This is a genomic window from Pseudomonas sp. PWP3-1b2 (genome assembly GCF_049896045.1).
GTDB classification, from domain to species: Bacteria; Pseudomonadota; Gammaproteobacteria; order Pseudomonadales; family Pseudomonadaceae; genus Aquipseudomonas; species Aquipseudomonas antarctica_B.
Map to the genome: position 1 here is coordinate 52327 of NZ_JAFCTN010000028.1, position 22270 is coordinate 74596.

The 22270-nt window shown below is 60.5% G+C and carries 17 protein-coding genes; 10 read left to right on the forward strand and 7 right to left on the reverse strand.

Annotated elements, in window-relative coordinates; genetic code table 11:
* The first annotated feature begins 46 nt into the window (after positions 1-46).
* The 5 genes from ACP7A2_RS18335 to ACP7A2_RS18355 all read left to right on the forward strand — a co-directional run bounded on the left by ACP7A2_RS18335 (position 47) and on the right by ACP7A2_RS18355 (position 4971).
* Positions 47-754 (forward strand): TetR/AcrR family transcriptional regulator, encoded by a 708-nt coding sequence (locus ACP7A2_RS18335; RefSeq protein WP_053255043.1) that lies wholly within the window; start codon positions 47-49, stop codon positions 752-754.
* Positions 755-888: 134 nt separating this feature from the next.
* Positions 889-1899, forward strand: a complete 1011-nt coding sequence (gene nagZ, locus ACP7A2_RS18340) for a beta-N-acetylhexosaminidase (protein ID WP_375067746.1) — start codon at positions 889-891, stop codon at positions 1897-1899.
* A 124-nt stretch (positions 1900-2023) separates the two neighbouring features.
* Entirely contained in the window at positions 2024-2431 is a 408-nt protein-coding gene (locus tag ACP7A2_RS18345; protein WP_426135347.1) for an SWIM zinc finger family protein, read from the forward strand.
* Positions 2432-2446: 15 nt separating this feature from the next.
* Entirely contained in the window at positions 2447-2830 is a 384-nt protein-coding gene (locus ACP7A2_RS18350) for a hypothetical protein (protein ID WP_426135348.1), read from the forward strand.
* 164 nt (positions 2831-2994) lie between these two features.
* The gene (locus ACP7A2_RS18355; protein WP_426135363.1) at positions 2995-4971 is read left to right on the forward strand and encodes a DEAD/DEAH box helicase; all 1977 of its coding nucleotides are present in this window, start codon (positions 2995-2997) and stop codon (positions 4969-4971) included.
* A gap of 101 nt (positions 4972-5072) precedes the next feature.
* Here the strand turns inward: ACP7A2_RS18355 and ACP7A2_RS18360 are convergent, their stop codons facing one another.
* The 3 genes from ACP7A2_RS18360 to mfd are packed head-to-tail and all read right to left on the reverse strand — an operon-like array spanning position 5073 to position 11800.
* Positions 5073-7763, reverse strand: a complete 2691-nt coding sequence (locus ACP7A2_RS18360; RefSeq protein WP_426135349.1) for a DEAD/DEAH box helicase — start codon at positions 7761-7763, stop codon at positions 5073-5075.
* Between the two features lie 9 nt (positions 7764-7772).
* Positions 7773-8339 carry a CsiV family protein gene (locus ACP7A2_RS18365; RefSeq protein ID WP_348061790.1) on the reverse strand — a complete coding sequence of 189 codons (567 nt, stop codon included), beginning with the start codon at positions 8337-8339 and terminating at the stop codon, positions 7773-7775.
* An 11-nt stretch (positions 8340-8350) separates the two neighbouring features.
* The gene (gene mfd / locus ACP7A2_RS18370; protein WP_426135350.1) at positions 8351-11800 is read right to left on the reverse strand and encodes a transcription-repair coupling factor; all 3450 of its coding nucleotides are present in this window, start codon (positions 11798-11800) and stop codon (positions 8351-8353) included.
* 342 nt (positions 11801-12142) lie between these two features.
* Here mfd and ACP7A2_RS18375 point away from each other — a divergent pair, with 342 nt between their 5' ends.
* Positions 12143-13606, forward strand: coding sequence for a glyceraldehyde-3-phosphate dehydrogenase (locus ACP7A2_RS18375; RefSeq protein ID WP_375067737.1), 1464 nt, complete (start codon positions 12143-12145; stop codon positions 13604-13606).
* Positions 13607-13768: 162 nt separating this feature from the next.
* Here the strand turns inward: ACP7A2_RS18375 and ACP7A2_RS18380 are convergent, their stop codons facing one another.
* Both ACP7A2_RS18380 and ACP7A2_RS18385 read right to left on the reverse strand, forming a co-directional pair.
* Complete coding sequence (locus ACP7A2_RS18380) at positions 13769-15067, reverse strand: MFS transporter (protein WP_426135351.1); 1299 nt, start codon at positions 15065-15067, stop codon at positions 13769-13771.
* Between the two features lie 271 nt (positions 15068-15338).
* A complete protein-coding gene (locus tag ACP7A2_RS18385; protein WP_426135352.1) occupies positions 15339-15881 on the reverse strand; it encodes a chalcone isomerase family protein in 543 nt (180 codons plus the stop codon).
* A 237-nt stretch (positions 15882-16118) separates the two neighbouring features.
* On the opposite strand from ACP7A2_RS18385, the gene sthA reads away from it, so the two are divergent.
* Positions 16119-17513 (forward strand): Si-specific NAD(P)(+) transhydrogenase, encoded by a 1395-nt coding sequence (sthA, locus tag ACP7A2_RS18390; protein WP_003189670.1) that lies wholly within the window; start codon positions 16119-16121, stop codon positions 17511-17513.
* 42 nt (positions 17514-17555) lie between these two features.
* On the opposite strand, the gene ACP7A2_RS18395 is transcribed toward sthA, so the two are convergent.
* Both ACP7A2_RS18395 and ACP7A2_RS18400 read right to left on the reverse strand, forming a co-directional pair.
* Positions 17556-18278, reverse strand: coding sequence for a glycerophosphodiester phosphodiesterase (locus tag ACP7A2_RS18395; protein ID WP_426135353.1), 723 nt, complete (start codon positions 18276-18278; stop codon positions 17556-17558).
* A 43-nt stretch (positions 18279-18321) separates the two neighbouring features.
* Positions 18322-18906 carry a PilZ domain-containing protein gene (locus ACP7A2_RS18400; RefSeq protein WP_426135354.1) on the reverse strand — a complete coding sequence of 195 codons (585 nt, stop codon included), beginning with the start codon at positions 18904-18906 and terminating at the stop codon, positions 18322-18324.
* A gap of 94 nt (positions 18907-19000) precedes the next feature.
* Here ACP7A2_RS18400 and ACP7A2_RS18405 point away from each other — a divergent pair, with 94 nt between their 5' ends.
* The 3 genes from ACP7A2_RS18405 (at position 19001) to ACP7A2_RS18415 (ending at position 22248) form a co-directional block, all read left to right on the forward strand.
* Positions 19001-20251: a lipoprotein-releasing ABC transporter permease subunit gene (locus tag ACP7A2_RS18405; protein ID WP_426135356.1), complete on the forward strand. Its 1251-nt coding sequence runs from the start codon at positions 19001-19003 to the stop codon at positions 20249-20251.
* Between the two features lie 7 nt (positions 20252-20258).
* Positions 20259-20942, forward strand: coding sequence for a lipoprotein-releasing ABC transporter ATP-binding protein LolD (gene lolD, locus ACP7A2_RS18410; RefSeq protein ID WP_017477213.1), 684 nt, complete (start codon positions 20259-20261; stop codon positions 20940-20942).
* Between the two features lie 61 nt (positions 20943-21003).
* On the forward strand, positions 21004-22248 hold the full coding sequence (locus ACP7A2_RS18415) for a lipoprotein-releasing ABC transporter permease subunit (protein WP_375067727.1): 1245 nt from the start codon (positions 21004-21006) through the stop codon (positions 22246-22248).
* The last annotated feature ends 22 nt before the right edge of the window (positions 22249-22270 follow it).

A 22270-nucleotide genomic window follows, 5' to 3' on the forward strand; every position in this document is an offset into this window, starting at 1 on the left:
CTCTGAAACGTATGTTTCAAACAAGTGTTTGTCAGGCGGAGTAGCCATGGCCCAGTCGGAAACCGTTGAACGCATTCTCGATGCTGCCGAGCAATTGTTCGCGGAAAAAGGATTTGCTGAAACTTCATTGCGCCTGATCACCAGCAAGGCTGGGGTCAACCTCGCGGCAGTGAATTACCATTTCGGCTCGAAAAAAGCCCTGATCCAGGCGGTGTTCTCACGCTTCCTAGGGCCGTTCTGCGCCAGCCTCGACCGTGAGCTGGAGCGCCGCCAAACCAAGCCCGAGAACAAACCCAGCCTGGAAGACCTGCTGGAAATTCTCGTGGAGCAAGCGCTGGTGGTTCAACCACGCAGTGGCAATGACCTGTCGATCTTCATGCGTTTGCTGGGCCTGGCGTTCAGCCAGAGCCAGGGTCACCTGCGTCGTTACCTCGAAGACATGTACGGCAAGGTTTTCCGCCGCTACATGTTGCTGGTTAATGAAGCCGCCCCGCGTATCCCGCCGATTGAGCTGTTCTGGCGTGTGCACTTCATGCTCGGTGCCGCCGCGTTCAGCATGTCCGGGATCAAAGCATTGCGCGCGATTGCCGAGACCGATTTTGGCGTCAACACCTCCATCGAACAGGTGATGCGCCTGATGGTGCCGTTCCTCGCTGCCGGCATGCGCGCTGAAACCGGTGTGACCGACCAGGCCATGGCCGCCGCCCAGTTGCGCCCACGCAGCAAGTCGACGCCAGCCGTCGCCAAGGCATGATTGCCGCGGGTGTCCGCGCCCGCTAAGCTAGCCGCCATGCCGATTTCAGCTCTTTACTCACAACCCGCTGCACTCTCTGCGTTTATCGCGCAGCACGAGGGCAGCGGGTTTTGTGCGTTATTTAAGGAAGGTTTATGACTGCTGCCCTGCAAGGTTCTTTGATGGTCGACGTGGCCGGCACTTGGCTCACGGCCGAGGATCGCCACCTGTTGCGCCAACCTGAAGTGGGCGGGCTGATCATTTTTGCACGCAATATCGAGCATCCGCGCCAGGTACGTGAACTGAGCGCTGCGATTCGCGCGGTGCGCCCGGACCTGCTGCTGGCGGTCGACCAGGAAGGCGGTCGCGTGCAGCGCCTGCGCCAGGGTTTCGTGCGCCTGCCGGCCATGCGCGCCTTGGCAGATAACCCCAACGCTGAATACCTGGCCGAACAGTGCGGCTGGATCATGGCCACTGAAGTGCTGGCCGTCGGCCTCGACCTGAGCTTCGCCCCGGTGCTGGACCTGGATTACCAGCGCAGCGCCGTGGTTGGCACCCGTTCCTTCGAAGGTGACCCCGAGCGCGCCGCCGTGCTCGCCGGTGCATTCATCCGCGGCATGAACAGCGCCGGCATGGCCGCCACCGGTAAACACTTTCCGGGCCACGGCTGGGCTGAAGCCGATTCCCACGTCGCGATTCCCAACGACGAACGCAGCCTGGAACAGATTCGCGCGAATGACCTGGTGCCTTTCGCACGCCTGAGCAAGCAGTTGGCAGCAGTCATGCCGGCCCACGTCATCTACCCGCAGGTTGATTCACAACCTGCCGGCTTCTCGCGCCGCTGGTTGCAGGACATCCTGCGCGGTGAGTTGCAGTTTGATGGCGTTATTTTCAGCGATGACCTGTCCATGGCCGGTGCGCATGTGGTTGGCGATGCAGCCAGCCGAATTGAAGCGGCGTTGACGGCCGGTTGTGACATGGGGCTGGTGTGCAATGACCGCGCTGCGGCTGAGCTTGCACTCACTGCAGCGCAGCGGATGAAGGTCACGCCGTCAGCGCGGATTGCGCGCATGCGCGGGCAGGCGAATGCATCGACAGACTATAAGCAGGACCCGCGTTGGCTGGCGGCGGTGGGTGCGCTTCGAACCGCTCAGTTGATCGAGTAAGAAAGGGGGGTTGCCAAGCGCCCGAAGCGCCAGAAATTTCGTAATCCAGCCGCCGTATGTTCGTACTTCACCGCAGGACGCATCCGTCTTTATCTCACCAGCGCTTGGTCTAGAGTACGTGACCATGAATAACCTGATAACTCGCATCGTTGGTCTGGACTGGCATGAGAACTTCTCTCCTCGCACGCTCGAACGTGGTTTTGACTATTCAAGCGAAGGCCGCGTGCAGATCGTCGATATCGAGACGCATCGAGTCCTGGCAAGGTGTAAGGGCTCTGGCGGCAATGTCTATTCGGTGGTGATTTCTCTGGGCGCTGAAGAGAATTCTCACGATACCGATCTCAATTGCGCGTGTACCTGCTCTATGGAAGTGGATTGCAAGCACGCCGTCGCTGTTCTGTTTGAGGTTGAATCGTTGGTTGGCGAGCCAGTGGAGACCAGCAGCGCCTCCAGCGATCGCCTCAATCCGCAAATCGAGCAGTGGCTTGCCAGCATTCCCGTCGCGACGCCAGAGGTTGAGTCTTTACCTTAGGGCAGCAACACCTGTTTGCTCTACCAGCTCAACCCTGATACGTACTCAAACCGCTGGTCGTTGGCCGTCTACCGGGCGCGCGTTTTAAAAAAAGGCGGCTACGGCGAAATCAAGGCGCTTTACTCACTCGATGAAACCCTGGCACGTGCCCCCGGTTACATGCTTGAAGTGGATAGGCGCATCTGTCGGCTTCTGTTGGTTGGGCGAGCGTACGGGCGCTACGGCAGCAGTTTCCCGCTCGAGGGTGAAGACGGCGCCGAAATCCTGCGACTGGCGCTCAGCACCGAACGCCTGTTTGTGGATTTAAATGCTCAGTTGGCACTCAATGCCGGGCCCACACATTCCGCTCGCTTCAATTGGGCCGTGCAGCCTGACGGGAGCTACCGGCCTCTAGCCTGACCAGTGATAAAGGTAGCGCTGAAATTCGGCTGTTGAACGGTACCGAAACCCAGCGTATCCAGCGTCAACCTGCGGCCGAGAAAGCCTTGCGCAAAGTTCTGACCAAGCTCGGTTTTGCCAGGGTCAATCGTAAAACCCGCGCGTTGCCGGAGAGCGCCGGCGAGATGTTTGACCTGGCTAGCGATGAAGCCTGGTTGCACTTCACTGAGCATCATCTGCCAGCCCTTCGAGAGGCGGGCTGGGACGTCAACATCCACCCTGGTTTTTATTACCAGGTGGAAGCGGTGGACCATTGGTACGCGGACATTGAAGAGTCTCCCGGTCACGAATGGTTTGATCTTGAGCTGGGGATCGAGGTCAATGGCCAGCGCTACAGCCTGCTGCCGATTGTGCTGGAGTTAATCGTGCGCCAGCCTAGGCTGCTCGACGCAGGCTACATCACCGAACGCGCTGACGAAGAGCGCTTGCTGGTCAGCCTGGGCACGCGGGAGGGCACCAAGGTCGCGCTGCCTTATGGCCGGATCAAACCGCTGATGGCGACATTGGGCGGCCTGTACCTGCGCGACCCCGGCGCGGACTCGCTGCGTCTGAGTGCGCCGGATGCAGCCCGTCTCAGCGATCTGGACGGCATTCCACTGGTCTGGCAAGGCAGTGAGCGCGTGCGGCATTTCGCCAAGCGCCTCCAAGAGTCGACCCACGCGCAAGTCGCGGCGCCCCAAGGGCTGAACGCTGAACTGCGTGGCTACCAGCTCGAAGGCCTGAACTGGATGCAAACCCTGCGCGAACTCGAAGTGGGTGGCATCCTTGGCGATGACATGGGCCTGGGTAAAACGCTGCAAACCCTTGCGCATTTGCTCACTGAAAAAAACGCGGGGCGTTTGAATACGCCTGCCTTGGCGGTGATGCCGACCAGTTTGATTCCCAACTGGATGGACGAGGCGGCGCGGTTCACACCCCAACTCAATGTGCTGGCCTTGCATGGCGCGCAACGCCAGGCTGATTTTACCCGCCTGGCCGACTACGATCTGGTGCTGACCACCTATGCGCTACTGCCCCGAGACCTTGAGGTATTGCAGCCGCAACGCTGGAGCGTGTTGATCCTCGACGAAGCGCAAAACATCAAGAACCCCAACAGCAAAGCGGCCCAGGCGGCGCGGCAACTGGAGGCCGGCCAACGCCTGTGCCTGAGTGGCACACCACTGGAAAACCACTTGGGCGAGCTCTGGTCGCTGTTTCATTTTCTGTTGCCGGGGTGGCTGGGGGATAGCAAAACCTTCAATCGGGACTACCGCACGCCTATCGAAAAGCACGGTAATGCCCAGCGTATGCAGCACCTGACCGCGCGCATCAAGCCGTTCCTGTTGCGCCGCAAAAAAGAGCAGGTGGCGACTGAGTTACCGCCCAAGACCGAGATCGTGCATTGGGTTGACCTCAGCGATGCCCAGCGCGACGTTTACGAAACTGTACGCGTGGCGATGGACAAGAAAGTCCGTGATGAAATCACCCGGCACGGTGTGGCTCGAAGTCAGATCATCATTCTGGAAGCGTTGCTCAAATTGCGGCAGGTGTGCTGCGATTTGCGCCTGGTGAAATCCGTTCCGGCAAGCAAACTGGCACGTGCGGGCACCGGCAAGCTGAATGCCTTGATGGAGATGATCGAAGAGTTGCTCAGCGAAGGTCGGCGCGTTTTGCTGTTCTCGCAGTTCACCTCAATGCTGGCGTTGATCGAGGAAGAGTTGAAGCAGCGTCAGGTTGAGTATTCGATCCTGACCGGTGAGACCCTGGACCGGCGCACGCCGGTAAAAAACTTCCAGGACGGCAAGACCCCGTTGTTTCTGATCAGCCTGAAAGCCGGCGGCACCGGTTTGAACCTGACCGCCGCAGATACGGTGATTCATTACGACCCGTGGTGGAACCCGGCGGTAGAAAATCAAGCGACGGATCGCGCGTATCGCATCGGGCAGGACAAACCGGTGTTTGTGTACAAGCTGATTGCGCGGGGCACGGTGGAAGAGAAAATTCAGGCGCTGCGGTTGGAAAAGGCTGCTTTGGCTGAAGGTGTATTAGAGGGCGGCGCCAGTGCGGGGTGGAAGCTGGAGCAGAGGGACATTGAGGCGCTGTTTGCTCCGTTGCCTGGCTGAAAAACGAGGTGCGGCCATCGCAGGCAAGCCAGCTCCCACATTTGAATATATTAACAAATCAAAGTGTGGGAGCTGGCTTGCCTGCGATAGCGATCTAACCGTCAGCGCTTCTCTTGCTTACTGGGCAAAGGCGCAAACAACGCCTCGATATCATCGTTACCCAACTGCCAATCCCCCGTCGTACGCCCATCCAGCACACCCGCCGCCAGATCGGATTTCTCCTTCTGCAAGTGCTGAATCTTCTCTTCCACCGTGCCCCGCGCAATCATCTTGTAGACGAACACCGGCTTCTCCTGACCAATGCGATACGCCCGGTCAGTCGCCTGGTTTTCCGTGGCCGGGTTCCACCACGGGTCGTAATGAATCACCGTGTCGGCTTCCGTCAGGTTCAACCCCACACCACCGGCCTTCAAGCTGATCAGAAAAATCTGCAACTTGCCGCTCTGGAAGTCCTTCACTGGCGTTCGTCGGTCGCGGGTCTGGCCGGTCAGCAGTGCATAGGCAATTCCGCGTTTTTTCAGTTCGACTTCGATCAGCGCGAGCATCGAGGTGAACTGGGAGAACAACAGAATCCGTCGACCTTCCGCAAACAATTCCTCAAGCATTTCCATCAAGCTGTCGAGCTTGCCCGAGCTGCTGCCACGGGCGGGCAGAGTGGCGTCGTTGACCAGACGCAAATCGCAGCACACCTGGCGCAGCTTCAATAGCGCCTCAAGAATGATGATCTGGCTGCGGGCCACGCCCTTGCGGGTGATTTCGTCGCGCACCTTCTTGTCCATGGCCAGGCGCATGGTTTCGTACACGTCACGCTGGGCTTCGTTGAGGTCGACCCAATGGATGATCTCGGTCTTGGGCGGCAATTCGGTTGCCACCTGTTCCTTGGTACGGCGCAGCAGGAAAGGTTTGATCCGACCGTTGAGGTGCTGCAGTCGCACATCGCTGGCGCGCTTTTCTATGGGCACGCGGTAATCGCGGTTGAAGCTTTTCACGTCGCCCAGCCAACCCGGCAACAGGAAGTGGAACAGCGACCACAGCTCGCCCAGGTGGTTTTCCAGCGGTGTGCCGCTGAGGCACAGGCGTTGCCGTGCATTCAGCTCGCGCGCAGCTTGGGCGGCTTTGCTGTTGGGGTTCTTGATGTACTGGGCTTCGTCGAGGATCAGCACATGCAAGGGCAGCGCGGCCAGCTGTTCAATGTCCTTGGGCAACAGCGCATAGGTGGTCAGCAGCAGGTCGTAGTCCTGCAGGTTCGCGAAATGTTTCTTACGCGTTGCGCCGTACAGCGCCACTACTTTGAGTTGCGGCGTGAAGTGCGCCGCTTCGTCCAGCCAGTTGGGGATCAAGCTGGTGGGCATCACCACCATGCACGGCCGGTCGAGGCGCCCGGCGATTTTTTCGGTAAGAATATGCGCCAGGGTTTGCAGGGTTTTACCCAAACCCATGTCATCTGCAAGGATCCCGCCGACGTCCAGTTGGCGCAGCGACTGCATCCAGCTCAAGCCTTCCAGCTGATACGGTCGCAAGGTCGCGTTCAAACCTTGCGGCGCCACACAGGTGAAATCCTTGATATCGCGCAGGCGCTGGGCGAAGTTGCGGATCTTCTCGCCGCCTTCCCATTGCAGCGGCAGGTCTTCCAGCGGGTTCAGGCGGATTGCATCGGCCTTGGCCATGCGCAGCGCCGTGGTGCCGGTTTCCTGTAGGTAAAACTCCCCAAGGGTTGCCAGAACGGGTTTCAGCCTGCCGTAGGGCAACGCAACTTGCAGCGGGCCGTGCCCATTCGGCAGGCCGGGAATGTTCACCAAAATCAGCTCATCGTCGCGGCGCCGGGCGAGTTTTTCCGGGTTCAGAATTTCGGTATGTGAGCGCATCAGGTTCAACAGGATCGGCAGCAAACTCAGGCGCTCGCCGTTAACGATGATCCCCAGCTCCAGGTCGAACCAGTCACGCTCCGGGCCTTCATCGACGGTGGCGTACCAGTCATCGACAGCACTCAGGTCGAAACCGAAATCTTCCTCGATTTGCAGCTCCCAACCTTCGGAGCGCAAGGTGGGCGAGGCGTTGAGCGTGAAGTTCAGCCAGGCGCTGTCATTGACCAGTTCGAACAGCTCGCCGGCACTTTCCGGCAGCGCCTTGCTCTGGCGCGTGGCGATCTTGAAGCCCAGCAGGCGCAATTGCTCGCGATAGGGTTGTTCCAACTCGGGATGCCGCTTGATCCGCAGGCTTTGGGTCTCCTGGCGCACCACGATGTCGGCGTTTTTCTGCCCGCTGACATAGTTGCCCAAGTAGTTGAACGACAACGCCGCACGGTGCTGGATGTAACGCTGCATCTTGCCGTTGCGCGGCTCAAACGCGCTGAACTCGACGCTGGCCAGCCACAGGCGCGGAATGGGCACCACGTCCTCCATCACCACTTGCGGCAGCACCACGCGGTTATCCAGCACGGCCTGGAGTTTTTCCAGCAACTCGGCATCCTGGGCGGCGGCGGGGTAGGCGAGGGTTTCCTGAACCTTGAGCAGCACCGCTGCGATGTGTTTGCAGTTGGTGTGCACCGGGCAGGTACAGCGGCTGTCCACCAGGATCAGCGTGCCCTTGGCCGATTCGCGCAGCGAAATGGTCTGCCGATAAACGTTGCCACCCGAGCCCTCGCAACTGGCGACGATGGTGCTGTCGCCGGACTCGACGATGCGCACGCGGTTCTCCAGCGCGTAACGCCGCCCGCGCTCGAGGCTTTGCTCCTTAAAGCGATTGGCCCACGAAGGGGCCAGGGGTTTGGTCAATGGCGACGTCAGGGGCATGGTCCTGGATCAGTCCTGAATGTCGGGCGGTGGTGCGCTGGGGGGCTTGGCAGTCAGCGAAGTGATCTTGATCAGCAGCGCCAGATGGCCGCCGTCCAGGTAGTTGAGTTGGTTGTTCTTGGTGCGCACGTCCGTCTGGTTCAGGTGCTCGCTGGCGATCACGCTGCCGTTGGCGTCGAACTGATTGATCCAGAAATCCGCGTCGATATCGGTGAAGCGGCCCAGTTGCAGGTTCAGCACGCCTTCAATCGGAAACTGACCGAACTGTTCCGGGCCGTCAGTTATTGCGATTTTCACCGGTTGTTCGCCGAGGTTCTGCTCCCAGGCCTTGTGCGCCAGCACCGTGTAGCTGTTGTCGGCGCGCAGCTTGTCGACGATGTTGGACAGGCGCGGCGGGCTCATTTTGTCGCCCAGACGCTGCGCGCCGGCATCCCAGTTTTCCGGCGCGGCGCGGCTGTTGATCACCGGCTCCGCATTCTGGCGCACCAGAATCATTTCGACCTGGTACGGGCTGTCGGCGAATGCCGAAGGCGCCACGACCACCAACAACAGGCTCAGTATGCGGAACAGGCGCATGGGGGCGTCCTTCAAGCGGTTTTCGGGATGAGGCGCTCAAACAGCGCCTCCAGGGTATTAAAGCGTTCTTCGGCACGTTCCATCGGCACCATGAATTTGAACAGCGTAGCCCCTTCGAACTTGTAGCGGTTGGGCTGGCCCTGAATCAGTTTGATCAGCACCAACGGGTCCACCGGCGTTTGCGCTTCGAACTCGATGCGCCCGCCCTGCGGCCCGGCGTCGACCTTCTTGATACCGAGCTGCTCGGCCTGCAATTTCAGCAGGGTCAGGCGCACCAGGTTCTTGGTCGGCTCCGGCAACAGGCCGAAACGGTCGATCATCTCCACCTGCAGGTCTTTGAGGCCTTCTTCGTCGGTGGCCGAGGCAATGCGCTTGTAAAGGATCAGCCGCGCGTGCACGTCGGGCAAGTAGTCTTCGGGGATCAACGCCGGCAAACGCAGGTTGATTTCCGGGCCGCCGCCCAGCGGTTGATCCAGGTTCGGCTGCTCGCCCTTGCGGATGGCTTTCACCGCGCGTTCAAGCATCTCCATATAGAGGGTGAAACCCACGGCCTGGATCTGCCCGCTCTGGCCGTCGCCCAGCAACTCGCCGGCGCCACGGATTTCCAGGTCGTTGGTGGCCAGCACAAAACCGGCGCCGAGGTCCTGGGTGTTGGCGATCGCTTCCAGGCGCTTCTCGGCGTCGGAGGTAATCTGTTGGCGTGGCGGCGTCAGCAAATAGGCATACGCCTGGTGGTGACTGCGACCCACGCGGCCGCGCAACTGGTGCAACTGGGCCAGACCGAATTTGTCGGCACGTTCGATGATGATGGTGTTGGCGCTCGGCACGTCGATGCCGGTCTCGATGATGGTCGAGGCGATCAGCACGTTGAAGCGCTTGTGGTAGAAGTCGCTCATCACCTGTTCGAGTTCGCGCTCGCGCATCTGGCCGTGGCCGATGGCGATACGCGCTTCCGGCACCAGCTCGGCGAGGTCGGCGGCGCATTTCTCGATGGTCTTCACGTCGTTGTGCAGGTAGTACACCTGCCCGCCGCGCAGCAGTTCGCGCAGCAGCGCTTCCTTGACCGTGCTTTTGTTTTGCTCCATCACAAAGGTGCGCACCGACAGGCGCCGTGCCGGCGGTGTGGCGATGATCGACAAATCGCGCATGCCCGACACCGCCATGTTCAGCGTGCGCGGAATCGGTGTGGCGGTGAGGGTGAGGATGTCGACTTCACTGCGCAGGTTCTTCAGCTGTTCTTTCTGGCGTACGCCGAAACGGTGTTCTTCGTCGATGATCACCAGGCCGAGGTTTTTGATCTTCACGTCATCCGACAGCAGTTTGTGCGTGCCAATGACGATGTCGATCTTGCCTTCTGCCAGGTCGGCGATGGCCGCGTTCACCTCCTTGGCGGACTTGAAGCGGCTCATCACTTCCACGCTCACCGGCCAATCGGCAAAGCGGTCGCGGAAGCTGTTGTAGTGCTGCTGGGCGAGCAGGGTGGTCGGCACCAGGATCGCCACTTGCTTGCCGCCGTGCACCGCAATAAATGCGGCGCGCATGGCCACTTCGGTCTTGCCGAAGCCCACGTCGCCGCACACCAGGCGGTCCATCGGTTTGGGCGCGAGCATGTCGGCACGCACGGCTTCGATGGTGGTTTGCTGGTCCGGGGTTTCTTCGAAGGCGAAGCCGGCGCTGAAGGTGGCGTAGTCGGCTTTCGGGTCGGCGAACGCGTAGCCTTCGCGGGCGGCGCGGCGGGCGTAAATGTCGAGCAATTCGGCGGCCACGTCGCGCACCTGTTCGGCGGCTTTGCGCTTGGCTTTCTGCCAGGTCTCGGAGCCAAGGCGGTGCAACGGCGCGAGGGCGTCATCGCTGCCGGTGTAGCGCGCGATCAAGTGCAAGCTGGCAACCGGCACGTAGAGCTTGGCGCCCTCGGCGTATTCCATGGTGAGGAATTCGGCGGCCTGGTTGTCGATTTCCAGGGTCTGCAGGCCCAGATAGCGGCCCACGCCGTGGTCGATGTGCACCACCGGCGCGCCTTCACGCAGCTCGGTGAGGTTTTTGATTACCGCATCATTATTGGCATCGGCGCGTTTTTCACGGCGACGGCGCTGCATCACGCGCTGACCGAACAACGGGCTTTCGGCGATCAGCGCCAGGGCCGGGTCGTCCAGCAGCAAGCCTTCGTCCAGCGGTGCGATAGTGATCGCCAGGCGGTCTTTGCTCTTTACAAAGTCCGGCCAGCTGTCGACGGTTTTCGGGCGCAGTTTCAGGCGTTCGAGCAACTCCAGCAGCACTTCGCGGCGGCCGGCGGATTCAGCGGTAAACAGCACGCGGCCGGGGAAATCACCGAGGAAATTCGACAGCGCTTCCAAAGGTTGCGTGGCTTTCGCCTGGATCGCCAGGTCCGGCAGGGTTTGCGCAGGGAAGCGCTCGCGGCCACTGCCGGTGTCTACGTCCTGCTGGCTGGCAACCACGCGCGGCCAGTTTTTCAGGCGGGCGAAGCAGTCTTCCACCGGCAGGAACAGCTCGGCGGGCGGCAACAAAGGCCGGGCGGGATCGACGCGACGCTCTTCATAGCGGTTGCGCACATCGTTCCAGAAGTTTTCAGCGGCTTGCTCGATGCCCGGCAGCGAGAACACTTGGGTGTCCTGTGGCAGGTAGTCGAACAGCGTGGAAGTTTCGTCGAAGAACAGCGGCAGGTAGTACTCGATACCCGCCGGTGTAATCCCGCTGCTCAAATCCTGAAAGATCGGGCAGCGGCGGAAGTCCACGTCGAAACGTTCACGGAAGCGCGCTTTGAAGCGGGTGACCGCGTCCTTTTGCAGCGGGAATTCCCGCGCCGGCAGCAGCTTGACCGACGCCACCTTGTCGATGGAGCGCTGGTTCTCCGGATCGAAGGTGCGCAGGGTTTCGATTTCGTCATCGAACAAGTCGATGCGGAACGGCAGTTTGCTGCCCATCGGGAACAGGTCGATCAAGGCGCCGCGTACCGCGAACTCGCCGTGCTCGTACACCGTGTCGACGCAGCGGTAGCCGCTGGCCTCCAGGCGGGTGCGCATCTGCTCTACATCAAGCTTCTGGCCGACATCCAGCACCAGGCTGCTGCCGAGCAGAAACTTGGTTGGCGCCAGGCGGTGCAGGGCCGTGGTGATGGGCACCACCAGTACGCCGTGGGCCAGTTCCGGCAAGCGGTACAGGCTGGCGATGCGCTGGGAGATGATGTCCTGGTGCGGCGAGAACAGGTCGTAGGGCAGCGTTTCCCAGTCGGGGAAATGCAGCACCGGCAAATCGGGGGCGAAGAAGCTCAGCTCCTGCTCCAACCGTTCGGCACTTTGGCTGTCGGCGGTGAGCAGCAGGGTAAAGCGCTTGGCTGCGCTGGCAGCCTCGGCAATGGCCAGGCTCAGGGCGGCACCGGGCAGGTTGCCCCAATGCTGTTTACCTGCCGCGGCAGGGAGAATCGGTAGACGCAGAACGGGCACGGAAGGTTGAGCTCCAAGCGTTGCGACAAAGTCGGTAATTGTAACGGCCCGAGGTGCCGCCTGTCAGTTGCTGACTGAGCCTATTACGGTTTGCGGGAAATGTAGTGGCTAAGACAAACAATGGAGTGTTTTGACTCAATATGTAGTGCCAAAAAGTGCGAGGTTTTCGGAGGGTTACGGACAAGTCACGCTGCTTGCGCAAAAGGTGGCCTTCTGGAACCCGCGTATTTACTGGGCTGCAGCGGGGTGCGGTTTTTTCGCAAGCGGTTTTTGTTGCGGGTCGCGCATTGCTCCGAGGGCGGTCGGGCGGCATAATGTAGCCCCTTTTTTCTGCCCCTACATATGTGGAAGGTTACCGTGACTCAGAAGCCCGACCAGTGTCTTGGTGAATGGATCGACCGTGAAGCGCTCGCTGAAGCGATGATTCCGCTTATCGGTCAGCTGTACCGCAATAACAATGTGGTGAGCTCGATCTATGGCCGCAGCCTGATCAACCAGTCTGTCATCGCGATTCTCAAAGCCCACCGCTTTGCGCGTCACCGTTCTGCCGACGACAGCGAACTCTCCGTCCACGAAACATTCCCACTGCTTAAAGCCATGAGCGAGCTCAAGCTCGGCGCGGCCTCGGTAGACCTGGGCAAACTGGCCTACAAATTCCGCAAGGAAGGGGCCGGCCGCAGCGCCGAACAGTTCGTGCGTGAAGAAATGGCCGATGTGGTTGGCCAGCAAAGCGCTGCTGCTCGCAAAGGCACCGACGTTGTGCTGTACGGCTTCGGTCGTATCGGTCGCTTGCTGGCGCGCATCCTCATCGAAAAAACCGGCGGCGGCGATGGCCTGCGCCTGCGTGCCATTGTTGTGCGCAAAGGCGCCGACAACGACCTGACCAAACGCGCCAGCCTCTTGCGTCGCGATTCGGTACACGGCCCGTTCAACGGCACCATCGTCATCGACGAAGAAAACAACACCATCACCGCCAACGGTAACCTGATCCAGGTGATCTACGCGAAGAACCCGGCTGAAGTGGACTACACCCAGTACGGCATCAAAGACGCACTGCTGGTGGACAACACCGGTGTGTGGCGCGACGCCGAAGGCCTGGGCCAACACCTGGCTTGCCCGGGTATCGACCGCGTTGTGCTGACCGCGCCTGGCAAGGGCAAGCTGAAGAACATCGTGCACGGCATCAACCACGGTGAAATCACCGCTGACGACAAGATCGTGTCCGCCGCTTCCTGCACCACCAACGCCATCGTGCCGGTGCTCAAGGCGGTGAACGACAAGTTCGGCATTGTTAACGGTCACGTAGAAACGGTTCACTCGTACACCAACGACCAGAACCTGATCGACAACTTCCACAAGGGCGATCGCCGTGGCCGCAGCGCCGCGTTGAACATGGTAATCACCGAGACCGGTGCTGCCACCGCTGCTGCCAAGGCCCTGCCTGAGCTGGCCGGCAAGCTGACCGGTAACGCGATCCGCGTTCCGACGCCAAACGTGTCGATGGCCATTCTCAACCTGAACCTTGAGAAAGCCGCTACCCGTGAAGAGATGAACGAGTACCTGCGCTACATGGCGCTGCACTCCGATTTGCACAAGCAGATCGACTTCGTTAACTCGCAGGAAGTGGTGTCCACCGACTTCGTGGGCTCGCGCCACGCCGGTGTGGTGGACGCTGAGGCGACCATCACTCAGGACAACCGCGTTGTATTGTACGTTTGGTACGACAACGAGTTCGGTTACAGCTGCCAGGTGGTTCGCGTGATGGAAGACATGGCCGGGGTTAACCCGCCTGCGTTTCCGCGCTAAGCGTTAGCGGTGAATGAAAAAGCCCCGACTGGTTCGGGGCTTTTTTGTGTCTGTGGGGTTTGGGGTGAAGGTGAGGGCCTCATCGCAGGCAAGCCAGCTCCCACATTTGACCGTGTTCACACATCCAACTGTGGGAGCTGGCTTGCCTGCGATAGCTATCTATCAGGCGCCACCAACCACCGAAGCCTGCGCCGTCCGCAGTTCATGCCGATTGCCCTTGAACAGCACCAGCGTCGCAATCAACCCCAACACCGCAGCGCCACTCAGCCAAATCCCCGGCGCCGCTTTATTACCCAACACATGAATCAAATAAGTACAGGCCGCCGGGGTAAACCCGCCGAAGGTCGCCGTGGCCAAACTGTAGGCCAGCGAAAACCCGGTGGTCCGCACCTCAATCGGCATGATCTCGGTGAGCGCCACCACCATCGCCCCGTTGTACGAGCCATACAGGAACGACAGCCACAACAGCACGATCAGCAAGTGACTGAAACTCGGGTTCGCCACCAACCACGACAGCGCCGGATACGCCGTCAGGATCGCCAGAATCGTCGCCGCCAGCAGCAGGGGTTTGCGTCCGATTCTGTCGGACACCGCGCCCATCACTGGCAGCCAGATGAAGTTGGAAATGCCCACGCACACCGTCACCAGCAATGCGTCGAAGTCGGACAAGTGCAGTTCCGCCTTGCCGAACGTCGGGGTGTAGGCGGTGATGAGGTAGAACGACACGGTGGTCATCACCACCAGCGCCATCCCGGCGATGACGATGCCGAAGTTCTGACCGATTGAACGGACGATTTCCTGCAGGGTAGGGCGGTGTTTGCGCGCCTGAAACTCAGGCGTTTCCTCCAGCGAGCGGCGAATCACGAAGATCACCGGCACAATCAGGCAGCCGATCAGGAACGGTACGCGCCAGCCCCAGTCACCCATTTCTTCCGGGCTCAGCCAGTGGTTCAAGCCCACGCCGAGCAAACCGGCGAATACCACCGCCGCCTGTTGGCTTGCAGATTGCCAACTGACGAAAAAGCCCTTGCGGCCCGGCGTGGCGATTTCCGCCAGGTACACCGACACACCGCCCAGCTCAACGCCCGCCGAGAAACCTTGCAACAGGCGGCCAAACAGCACCAGCAACGGCGCCGCGACACCCAGCGTGGCGTAACCGGGCACGCAGGCAATCAGGACGGTACCGGCGGCCATCATGGCCAGGGTGATCACCAAGCCTTTTTTACGGCCGTGACGGTCGATATAGGCGCCGAGGAAGATCGCGCCCAGCGGCCGCATCAGAAAGCCTGCGCCGAAGGTGGCGAGGGAGAGCATCAGGGAGGCGAAGGCGCTGTCGGTGGGGAAGAAGGTGTTGGCGATGGCCGTGGCGTAGAAGCCGTAGACCATGAAGTCGAACATTTCGAGGAAGTTACCGCTGACAACGCGAAAAATCGCCTTGCCTTTGCCCGTTTCAGTGGACATGTCATGCACTCATCTTGGCTATTTTATTAGTAATCCCTGGTCTTCGTTCGTCCTTGCTGCGGTTTTGTAACCATATGTGTATTAGCCACTACCGGCAACAGAAATCGATAGCTAGCTGACTAAATGCGCTAGAGCTCATGGTGGTGGAGATCACTGTGGGAGCTGGCTTGCCTGCGATGGCGGAGAGTCAGTGTTAGATGAGTCGGCTGACGGTCCGCTATCGCAGGCAAGCCAGCTCCCACAGTGGTTTTGGGGTGTTTTCGAGAGCGGGTCAGTTCAGAAGGGTGTTGCGCAGGCTGTCCGACAGGCCTTTGGGTGCCAGCCAGATGCCGAGATACACCTTCGCCAGCGCGTCGTTGCGACTGCTGAACACCACCTGGTCATTGATCTCCAGGTTTAATCCGCGCCCGGGGTGAAAGTCGAGGGCATAGCGGTCGCCGCTGCGGATGTTGCGAAAGCTGGCGTGCAGTTTGTCCAGTTCGGGCTTCAAGCGGGCGAGGGTGGCAGCTGTTTGCTGGCGCTCGAGGGTAGTGGTGGCGGCCTTGATTACATCGCTACGGTCGATGTCGCGAAAGTAATACAGCGCCAGGCGCACGGGTTTTTGTTGGTCCCAGGCTTGTTTCGCCGGGATGGCCGCCGGCGCGTACAGCCCTGCCGCGTATACATCCGCCCAGAGGTAGACCAGCACCGTCTGGTTTTTCAGCGACAGTTCATGCAGTTGCGCGGGGAACGCCGCCTGCCGCAGACGATCGGCTTCACTGGCTTGCACCGCTACCGAAAAAATCAGCAATAAACAGAAAACGACATGCCGCATAATGGCTCATCCTGCAAAAGGTGCGTGTCAGCCAGTGTAATGCCAGTTTCCGGTTTCTGTAGTAAAGGCAAGACTGGCCTACGACGCGACCAAGGGTTAATGTGCGCGGGCTTGAGCCTTCTATAGACTGTGCCCCGGTTCACACACTTGAGCCAAAAATTTCCTTCATGCCCGCTGGCCGCGGCATGATTTAGCCAGGCGTCCAACCGTACGCCTGGCCTGTTCTGAGGAGTACGCATGGCTGTCTACAACTACGACGTGGTAGTACTGGGTTCCGGCCCGGCTGGAGAAGGTGCGGCGATGAACGCTGCCAAAGCGGGGCGCAAGGTGGCGATGGTCGATAGCCGTCGCCAGGTCGGCGGTAACTGCACCCACCTGGGTACCATCCCGTCCAAGGCCTTGCGTCACTCGGTGCGCCAGATCATGCAGTTCAACACCAACCCGATGTTTCGGGCCATTGGCGAGCCGCGCTGGTTCTCGTTCCCGGACGTGTTGAAAAGCGCCGAAAAAGTCATTTCCAAACAAGTCGCTTCGCGTACCGGCTACTACGCCCGTAACCGCGTCGACCTGTTCTTCGGCACCGGCAGCTTTGCCGACGAGCAAACCGTCGAAGTGGTGTGCGCCAACGGCGTGGTCGAAAAGCTGGTGGCCAAGCACATCATCATCGCCACCGGGTCGCGCCCGTATCGCCCGGCCGATATCGATTTCCACCACCCGCGTATCTACGATAGCGACACCATCCTGAGCCTGGGCCACACCCCGCGCAAACTGATCATCTATGGCGCCGGCGTGATCGGCTGTGAATACGCCTCGATCTTCAGCGGCCTGGGTGTATTGGTCGAGCTGGTGGACAACCGCGACCAGTTGCTGAGCTTCCTCGACTCGGAAATCTCCCAGGCGTTGAGCTACCACTTCAGCAACAACAACATCACCGTGCGCCACAACGAAGAGTACGAGCGGGTCGAAGGCCTGGACAACGGGGTGATCCTGCACCTCAAGTCCGGCAAGAAGATCAAGGCCGACGCCTTGCTGTGGTGCAACGGCCGTACCGGCAACACCGACAAGCTGGGCATGGAAAACATCGGGGTCAAGGTCAACAGCCGTGGCCAGATCGAAGTCGACGAGAACTACCGCACCTGTGTGCCGAACATCTACGGCGCCGGCGACGTGATCGGCTGGCCGAGCCTGGCGAGTGCCGCGCACGACCAGGGCCGTTCGGCGGCTGGCAGCATCGTCGACAATGGCAGCTGGCGGTATGTGAACGACGTGCCGACCGGGATCTACACGATTCCCGAGATCAGTTCGATCGGCAAGAACGAGCACGAACTGACCAAGGCCAAGGTGCCTTACGAAGTCGGCAAGGCGTTCTTCAAGAGCATGGCGCGTGCGCAGATCGCCGGTGAGCCGCAGGGCATGCTGAAGATTCTGTTCCACCGTGAAACCCTGGAAGTCCTCGGCGTGCATTGCTTCGGCTACCAGGCCTCGGAGATCGTGCACATCGGCCAGGCGATCATGAACCAGCCGGGCGAGCAAAATACCCTCAAGTATTTTGTAAACACCACGTTCAACTACCCGACCATGGCTGAGGCCTATCGGGTTGCGGCCTACGACGGCCTCAACCGGCTTTTTTGAGCGGCTCCGGCCGGTGGCCTGAGCCGGCCGGGGAGACCGATTTCAGTAATTCTCGAGGGTGGCAGTGGCCAAACCGGGAAAGTCTGTAATCAGGCTATCTACGCCGAAGTCGGCGAGCCTGCGCATCAGCGCAGGTTCGTTGACCGTCCACACCGACACGTGCAAACCCTGGCGCTGGGCTTTTTCCAGCCGCTCGGGGGTGCACAACGTCCAGTTCAATGCCAAATACTCACAGCCGTAGTTTTGCGCGACTTTCAACGGGTCGAGCCAGGCGTATTCGGCCACCAACCCGCGCGACAAGTCGGGGGTGAGTTCAATCGCGGCTTTCAGCACTTCCCGCGAACTTGAGGTGACGGTGACCTTGTCCATCAGGCCATGGCGCACGGCCATTTCACGAATCGCCAGCACAGTGGTTGCAGCGCGGGTGCGCGAAGCGCTTTTGACTTCAAGCTGCCAGTGATCGAAATTGCACTGTTCGAACAGCTCTTCCAGGCGCGGAATCGGGCACGGTTTGACCCAGCCGGGGCCGCCTTTGCGCGCGTCCATTTTCACCAGGTCCGCCGCCGAGTACTCGACAACCTTGCCGCGACGGTCGGCGGTGCGCTTGAGCGTCGGGTCGTGAATGACCATCAGCTCGCCGTCCATGGACAAGTGCAAGTCCAGTTCGCAACGGCGCACGCCGTGCTTGAGGCACTCCTGAAAGCTGGTCAGGGTGTTTTCCGGTGCTTCGCCTTTGGCACCGCGGTGGCCATAAATCAGGGTCACAGTTGCTCCTTTGCGCCAGGTGATCTGGCGGGATAATACGAATTCAGGTGTCTTGGGCGTCGCTTTGTTCGCGTGCCAGGCGTCGTTCCTGGGCTTGTTTTTGCAGGATATAGCGGGCCAGCAGTTGGCGTTGAGCATCGGTCATGGACTCGAACTCGGTGCCGACTTCAAAGCCGTCGCCCTTGGGCTCGCAGTGAGTCACCCGCGCGCGCAACAGCAGGCCGAGCGCTTGGGGCATCAGCACCAGCTTGACCGCCAGGTGCGTGTCGGGGGCCAGCGGGGCAGGGTGCTGGAAGTCGATACCGCCCTCGGAGATGATCACCGGCTGCGGTTCGCCGACCTCGCCCAACAGCCCGCGCGCCATGACTTGGCTGAGCAGGTCGATACGTTTGTTCTGGACTTTGAGGAAGGCCGCCAGGCTGCGATCTTTCTCGCTGATCTGGCGCAACAGGTGCTGGGCTTCGAATTCGCTGAGGTGCAATTCACTGAGCAGATTGAACAGTGGGGAATCATCCAGCAACACTTCCTTGCTCGCCGCGTCGGGCGCGCAAAGGCTGCTGATTTGGAGTGCGATCATGTCGTCGATACGGTAGTATTCGCGGCGCTCTTCTTCATCTAATGTCGACATGGCGAACCCCAGGTAACGGTAATGGTCAGAGTGTAAAGCTGCTTACCAGACCCCGCCACCGGGACGTCTTCTTTTCCTCCGAACAAGCCCCGACATGTTCAGACCTCTCTTCGTATTTATCGGCACGCGTTATACCCGTGCAAAGCGCCGCAATCATTTTGTGTCGTTCATTTCCCTGACCTCGATGATCGGGCTCGCCTTGGGCGTGGTCGTGATGATCGTGGTGCTGTCGGTGATGAACGGCTTCGATCATGAGATGCGCACCCGCGTGCTGGGCATGGTGCCCCACGCGACCATTGAGGGCGATGCGCCGATCAATGACTGGCAAAGCCTGGCCGACAAGGTCAAGCAGAACCCCAAGGTGTTGGCCGTCGCGCCCTTTACCCAGATGCAGGGCCTGCTGACCAATGACGGCAAGGTGCAGAAAGTCCTCCTCAACGGCATCGACCCGGCCCAGGAACGTAACGTGTCGATCATCGACAAGTTCATGTTGCAGGGCAAACTCGATGACCTGGCGCCCGGCAGCTTCGGCATCGTCATCGGCGACAAGGCAGCGGCCAAGCTCGGCGTGAACATCGGCGACAAGCTGACCTTCGTCGCGCCGGAAGTCACCGTAACCCCGGCCGGCATGTTCCCGCGCATGAAGCGCTTCACCGTGGTTGGCACCTTCCACGTGGGCGCTGGCGAAATCGACGGCTACCTCGGCCTGACCAACCTCACTGATCTCGCGCGCCTGCACCGCTGGAAGCCGGATCAGGTGCAGGGCCTGCGCCTGAAGTTCAACGACCTGTTCGACGCCCCGCGTGCCTCGTGGGAAATCGCCCAGCATCTTGGCGAATCCCAGTACTACGCCCGCGACTGGACCCGTACTCACGGCAACCTCTACCAGGCCATCCGCATGGAAAAAGCCATGATCGGCCTGCTGTTGCTGCTGATCGTTGCCGTGGCGGCGTTCAATATCATCTCCACGCTGGTGATGGTGGTGAACGACAAGAAGGGCGACATTGCCATCCTGCGCACCCTTGGCGCCACGCCGGGGCAGATCATGGCGATCTTCATGGTGCAGGGCACCGTGATCGGCGTGGTCGGCACCCTGATCGGCACCGCCGTCGGCATCCTGGCCGCGCTGAACGTCAGCGCCGCCATCGCCGCGCTGGAAAAAGTCATCGGCCACAAGTTTCTCAATGCTGACGTCTACTTCATCGACTACTTGCCGTCCCAGGTTCAGGCCCAGGACGTGTTGATGGTAGGCGGCGCCGCGTTGGTCTTGAGTTTCCTTGCCACCCTGTATCCAGCCTGGCGCGCGGCACGTACCCAGCCAGCACAGGCCTTACGTTATGAGTGAATCGGGCATGAGTGAAAAAGCAATCCTGAGCTGCCGCAACCTGGGCAAATCCTACGAGGAAGGCCCGGAATCGGTGGTGGTGCTGTCAAACCTGCAGCTTGAACTTCATCCTGGCGAGCGCGTGGCGATTGTCGGCAGTTCCGGTTCCGGCAAAAGTACCTTGCTGAACCTGTTGGGCGGCCTTGATACGCCGTCCCAGGGCAGCGTCTGGCTGGCTGGCGAAGAACTGTCGGCCCTCGGTGAAAAGGCCCGTGGCCAACTGCGCAACCGTTCACTCGGTTTCGTGTACCAGTTTCACCACCTGCTGCCGGAATTCACCGCGCTGGAAAACGTGTGCATGCCGCTGCTGATCGGCAAGACTGCGATCCCGGAAGCCCGCCAGCGTGCCAAGGCGTTGCTGGAGCGCGTTGGCCTCGGTCATCGCCTGGAACACAAACCGGCAGAACTGTCCGGCGGCGAGCGCCAGCGTGTGGCCATCGCCCGCGCCCTGGTCAACAACCCAGGGCTGGTGATGCTCGACGAGCCGACCGGCAACCTCGACTCCCACACCGCCCAGGGCATCAAGGACTTGATGCTGGAACTGAGCACCCAGATGCGCACCGCGTTCCTGGTGGTGACCCATGACATGAGCATGGCCCGCCAGATGGACCGCGTGTTGCACCTGCAGGAAGGTCACCTGGTCGCCATCTGACCCGTTTCAAGCCTGGCACTGTAGTGCCGGGCTTTTTCATTTTTTCAGGCGGTGCAAGCGAATGTTCAGACCGTTATCGATTTTCATCGGCACGCGCTATACCCGCGCCAAGCGCCGTAACCGTTTTGTTTCGTTTATCTCGATGACCTCGATGATCGGCCTCGCCCTCGGCGTGCTGGCGATGATCGTGGTGCTGTCGGTGATGAACGGCTTCCAGCGCGAAATGAGCTCGCGCATCCTCGGTATGGTGCCCCACGCGACCATCGTCGGCGTGAACCCTATCGACAATTGGCAGCCCGTGGCCGACGCCGCGATGAAAAACCCGGAAGTCACCGCCGCCGTGCCGTTCACCCAGATGGACGGCATGTTCTCCTACAAGGGCGCAATGCAGCCCATCGAGATCAGCGGTGTCGACCCGGCCCAGGAAGGCAAGGTGTCGATCGTGGCCCAGCACATCGTGCGCGGCAAACTCGATGACCTCAAACCCGGCGAGTTCGGCGTGGTAGTCGGCGACATCACCGCGCGGCGCTTTCGCCTGAACGTGGGCGACAAACTCACCTTGATCGTGCCCGAAGTCAGCAGCGCGCCCGGTGGCATCACCCCGCGCATGCAGCGTTTGAACGTGGTCGGTATTTTCAAGGTCGGCGCCGAATTGGATGGCTCCATGGCCCTGATCCACATGGCCGACGCCGCCGAAATTCAGCATTGGCAACCGAACCAGGTGCAAAGCGTGCGCCTCGCGGTGAAAGACCTGTACGCAGCGCCGAAGGTGTCAGCGGACATCGCCGCCAGCCTCGGCGCAGCCTACAAGCCTGACGACTGGACTCACACCCAGGGCAGCCTGTTCAGCGCGATGAAAATGGAAAAAACCATGATCGGCCTGCTGCTGCTGATGATCGTTGCTGTGGCCGCGTTCAACATCATCGCGACCTTGATCATGGTGGTGAACGACAAGGGCGCGGACATCGCGATTTTGCGCACCATCGGCGCCACGCCCCGGCAGATCATGGCGATCTTCATGGTGCAGGGCACGGTGATCGGTATCGTCGGCACCCTGATCGGCGGCGTGCTCGGCGTGATTGCGGCGCTGAACGTGAGTGAACTGGTGGGCTGGCTGGAGCGGGTGACCGGGCAGCATATCTTCAGTTCGGACGTGTATTTCGTCAGCAACCTGCCTTCGCAATTGCAGGGCGGTGACGTGGTGCTGATTTGCACGGCGGGGTTTGTGTTGAGCTTTTTGGCGACGCTGTACCCGGCGTATCGGGCGGCGAAGATTGAGCCGGCGCATGCGCTGAGGTATTCGTAACGTCTGAGACCGCCATCGCAGG

Bases quoted from the DNA above. Each gene is read 5' to 3' on its own strand.
- ACP7A2_RS18335 (WP_053255043.1), top strand. From the start codon at position 47: ATGGCCCAGTCGGAAACCGTTGAACGCATTCTCGATGCTGCCGAGCAA.
- nagZ (WP_375067746.1), top strand. From the start codon at position 889: ATGACTGCTGCCCTGCAAGGTTCTTTGATGGTCGACGTGGCCGGCACT.
- ACP7A2_RS18345 (WP_426135347.1), top strand. From the start codon at position 2,024: ATGAATAACCTGATAACTCGCATCGTTGGTCTGGACTGGCATGAGAAC.
- ACP7A2_RS18355 (WP_426135363.1), top strand. From the start codon at position 2,995: ATGTTTGACCTGGCTAGCGATGAAGCCTGGTTGCACTTCACTGAGCAT.
- ACP7A2_RS18360 (WP_426135349.1), bottom strand. From the start codon at position 7,763: ATGCCCCTGACGTCGCCATTGACCAAACCCCTGGCCCCTTCGTGGGCC.
- ACP7A2_RS18365 (WP_348061790.1), bottom strand. From the start codon at position 8,339: ATGCGCCTGTTCCGCATACTGAGCCTGTTGTTGGTGGTCGTGGCGCCT.
- ACP7A2_RS18375 (WP_375067737.1), top strand. From the start codon at position 12,143: ATGTGGAAGGTTACCGTGACTCAGAAGCCCGACCAGTGTCTTGGTGAA.
- ACP7A2_RS18380 (WP_426135351.1), bottom strand. From the start codon at position 15,067: ATGTCCACTGAAACGGGCAAAGGCAAGGCGATTTTTCGCGTTGTCAGC.
- ACP7A2_RS18385 (WP_426135352.1), bottom strand. From the start codon at position 15,881: ATGCGGCATGTCGTTTTCTGTTTATTGCTGATTTTTTCGGTAGCGGTG.
- sthA (WP_003189670.1), top strand. From the start codon at position 16,119: ATGGCTGTCTACAACTACGACGTGGTAGTACTGGGTTCCGGCCCGGCT.
- ACP7A2_RS18400 (WP_426135354.1), bottom strand. From the start codon at position 18,906: ATGTCGACATTAGATGAAGAAGAGCGCCGCGAATACTACCGTATCGAC.
- ACP7A2_RS18405 (WP_426135356.1), top strand. From the start codon at position 19,001: ATGTTCAGACCTCTCTTCGTATTTATCGGCACGCGTTATACCCGTGCA.
- lolD (WP_017477213.1), top strand. From the start codon at position 20,259: ATGAGTGAAAAAGCAATCCTGAGCTGCCGCAACCTGGGCAAATCCTAC.
- ACP7A2_RS18415 (WP_375067727.1), top strand. From the start codon at position 21,004: ATGTTCAGACCGTTATCGATTTTCATCGGCACGCGCTATACCCGCGCC.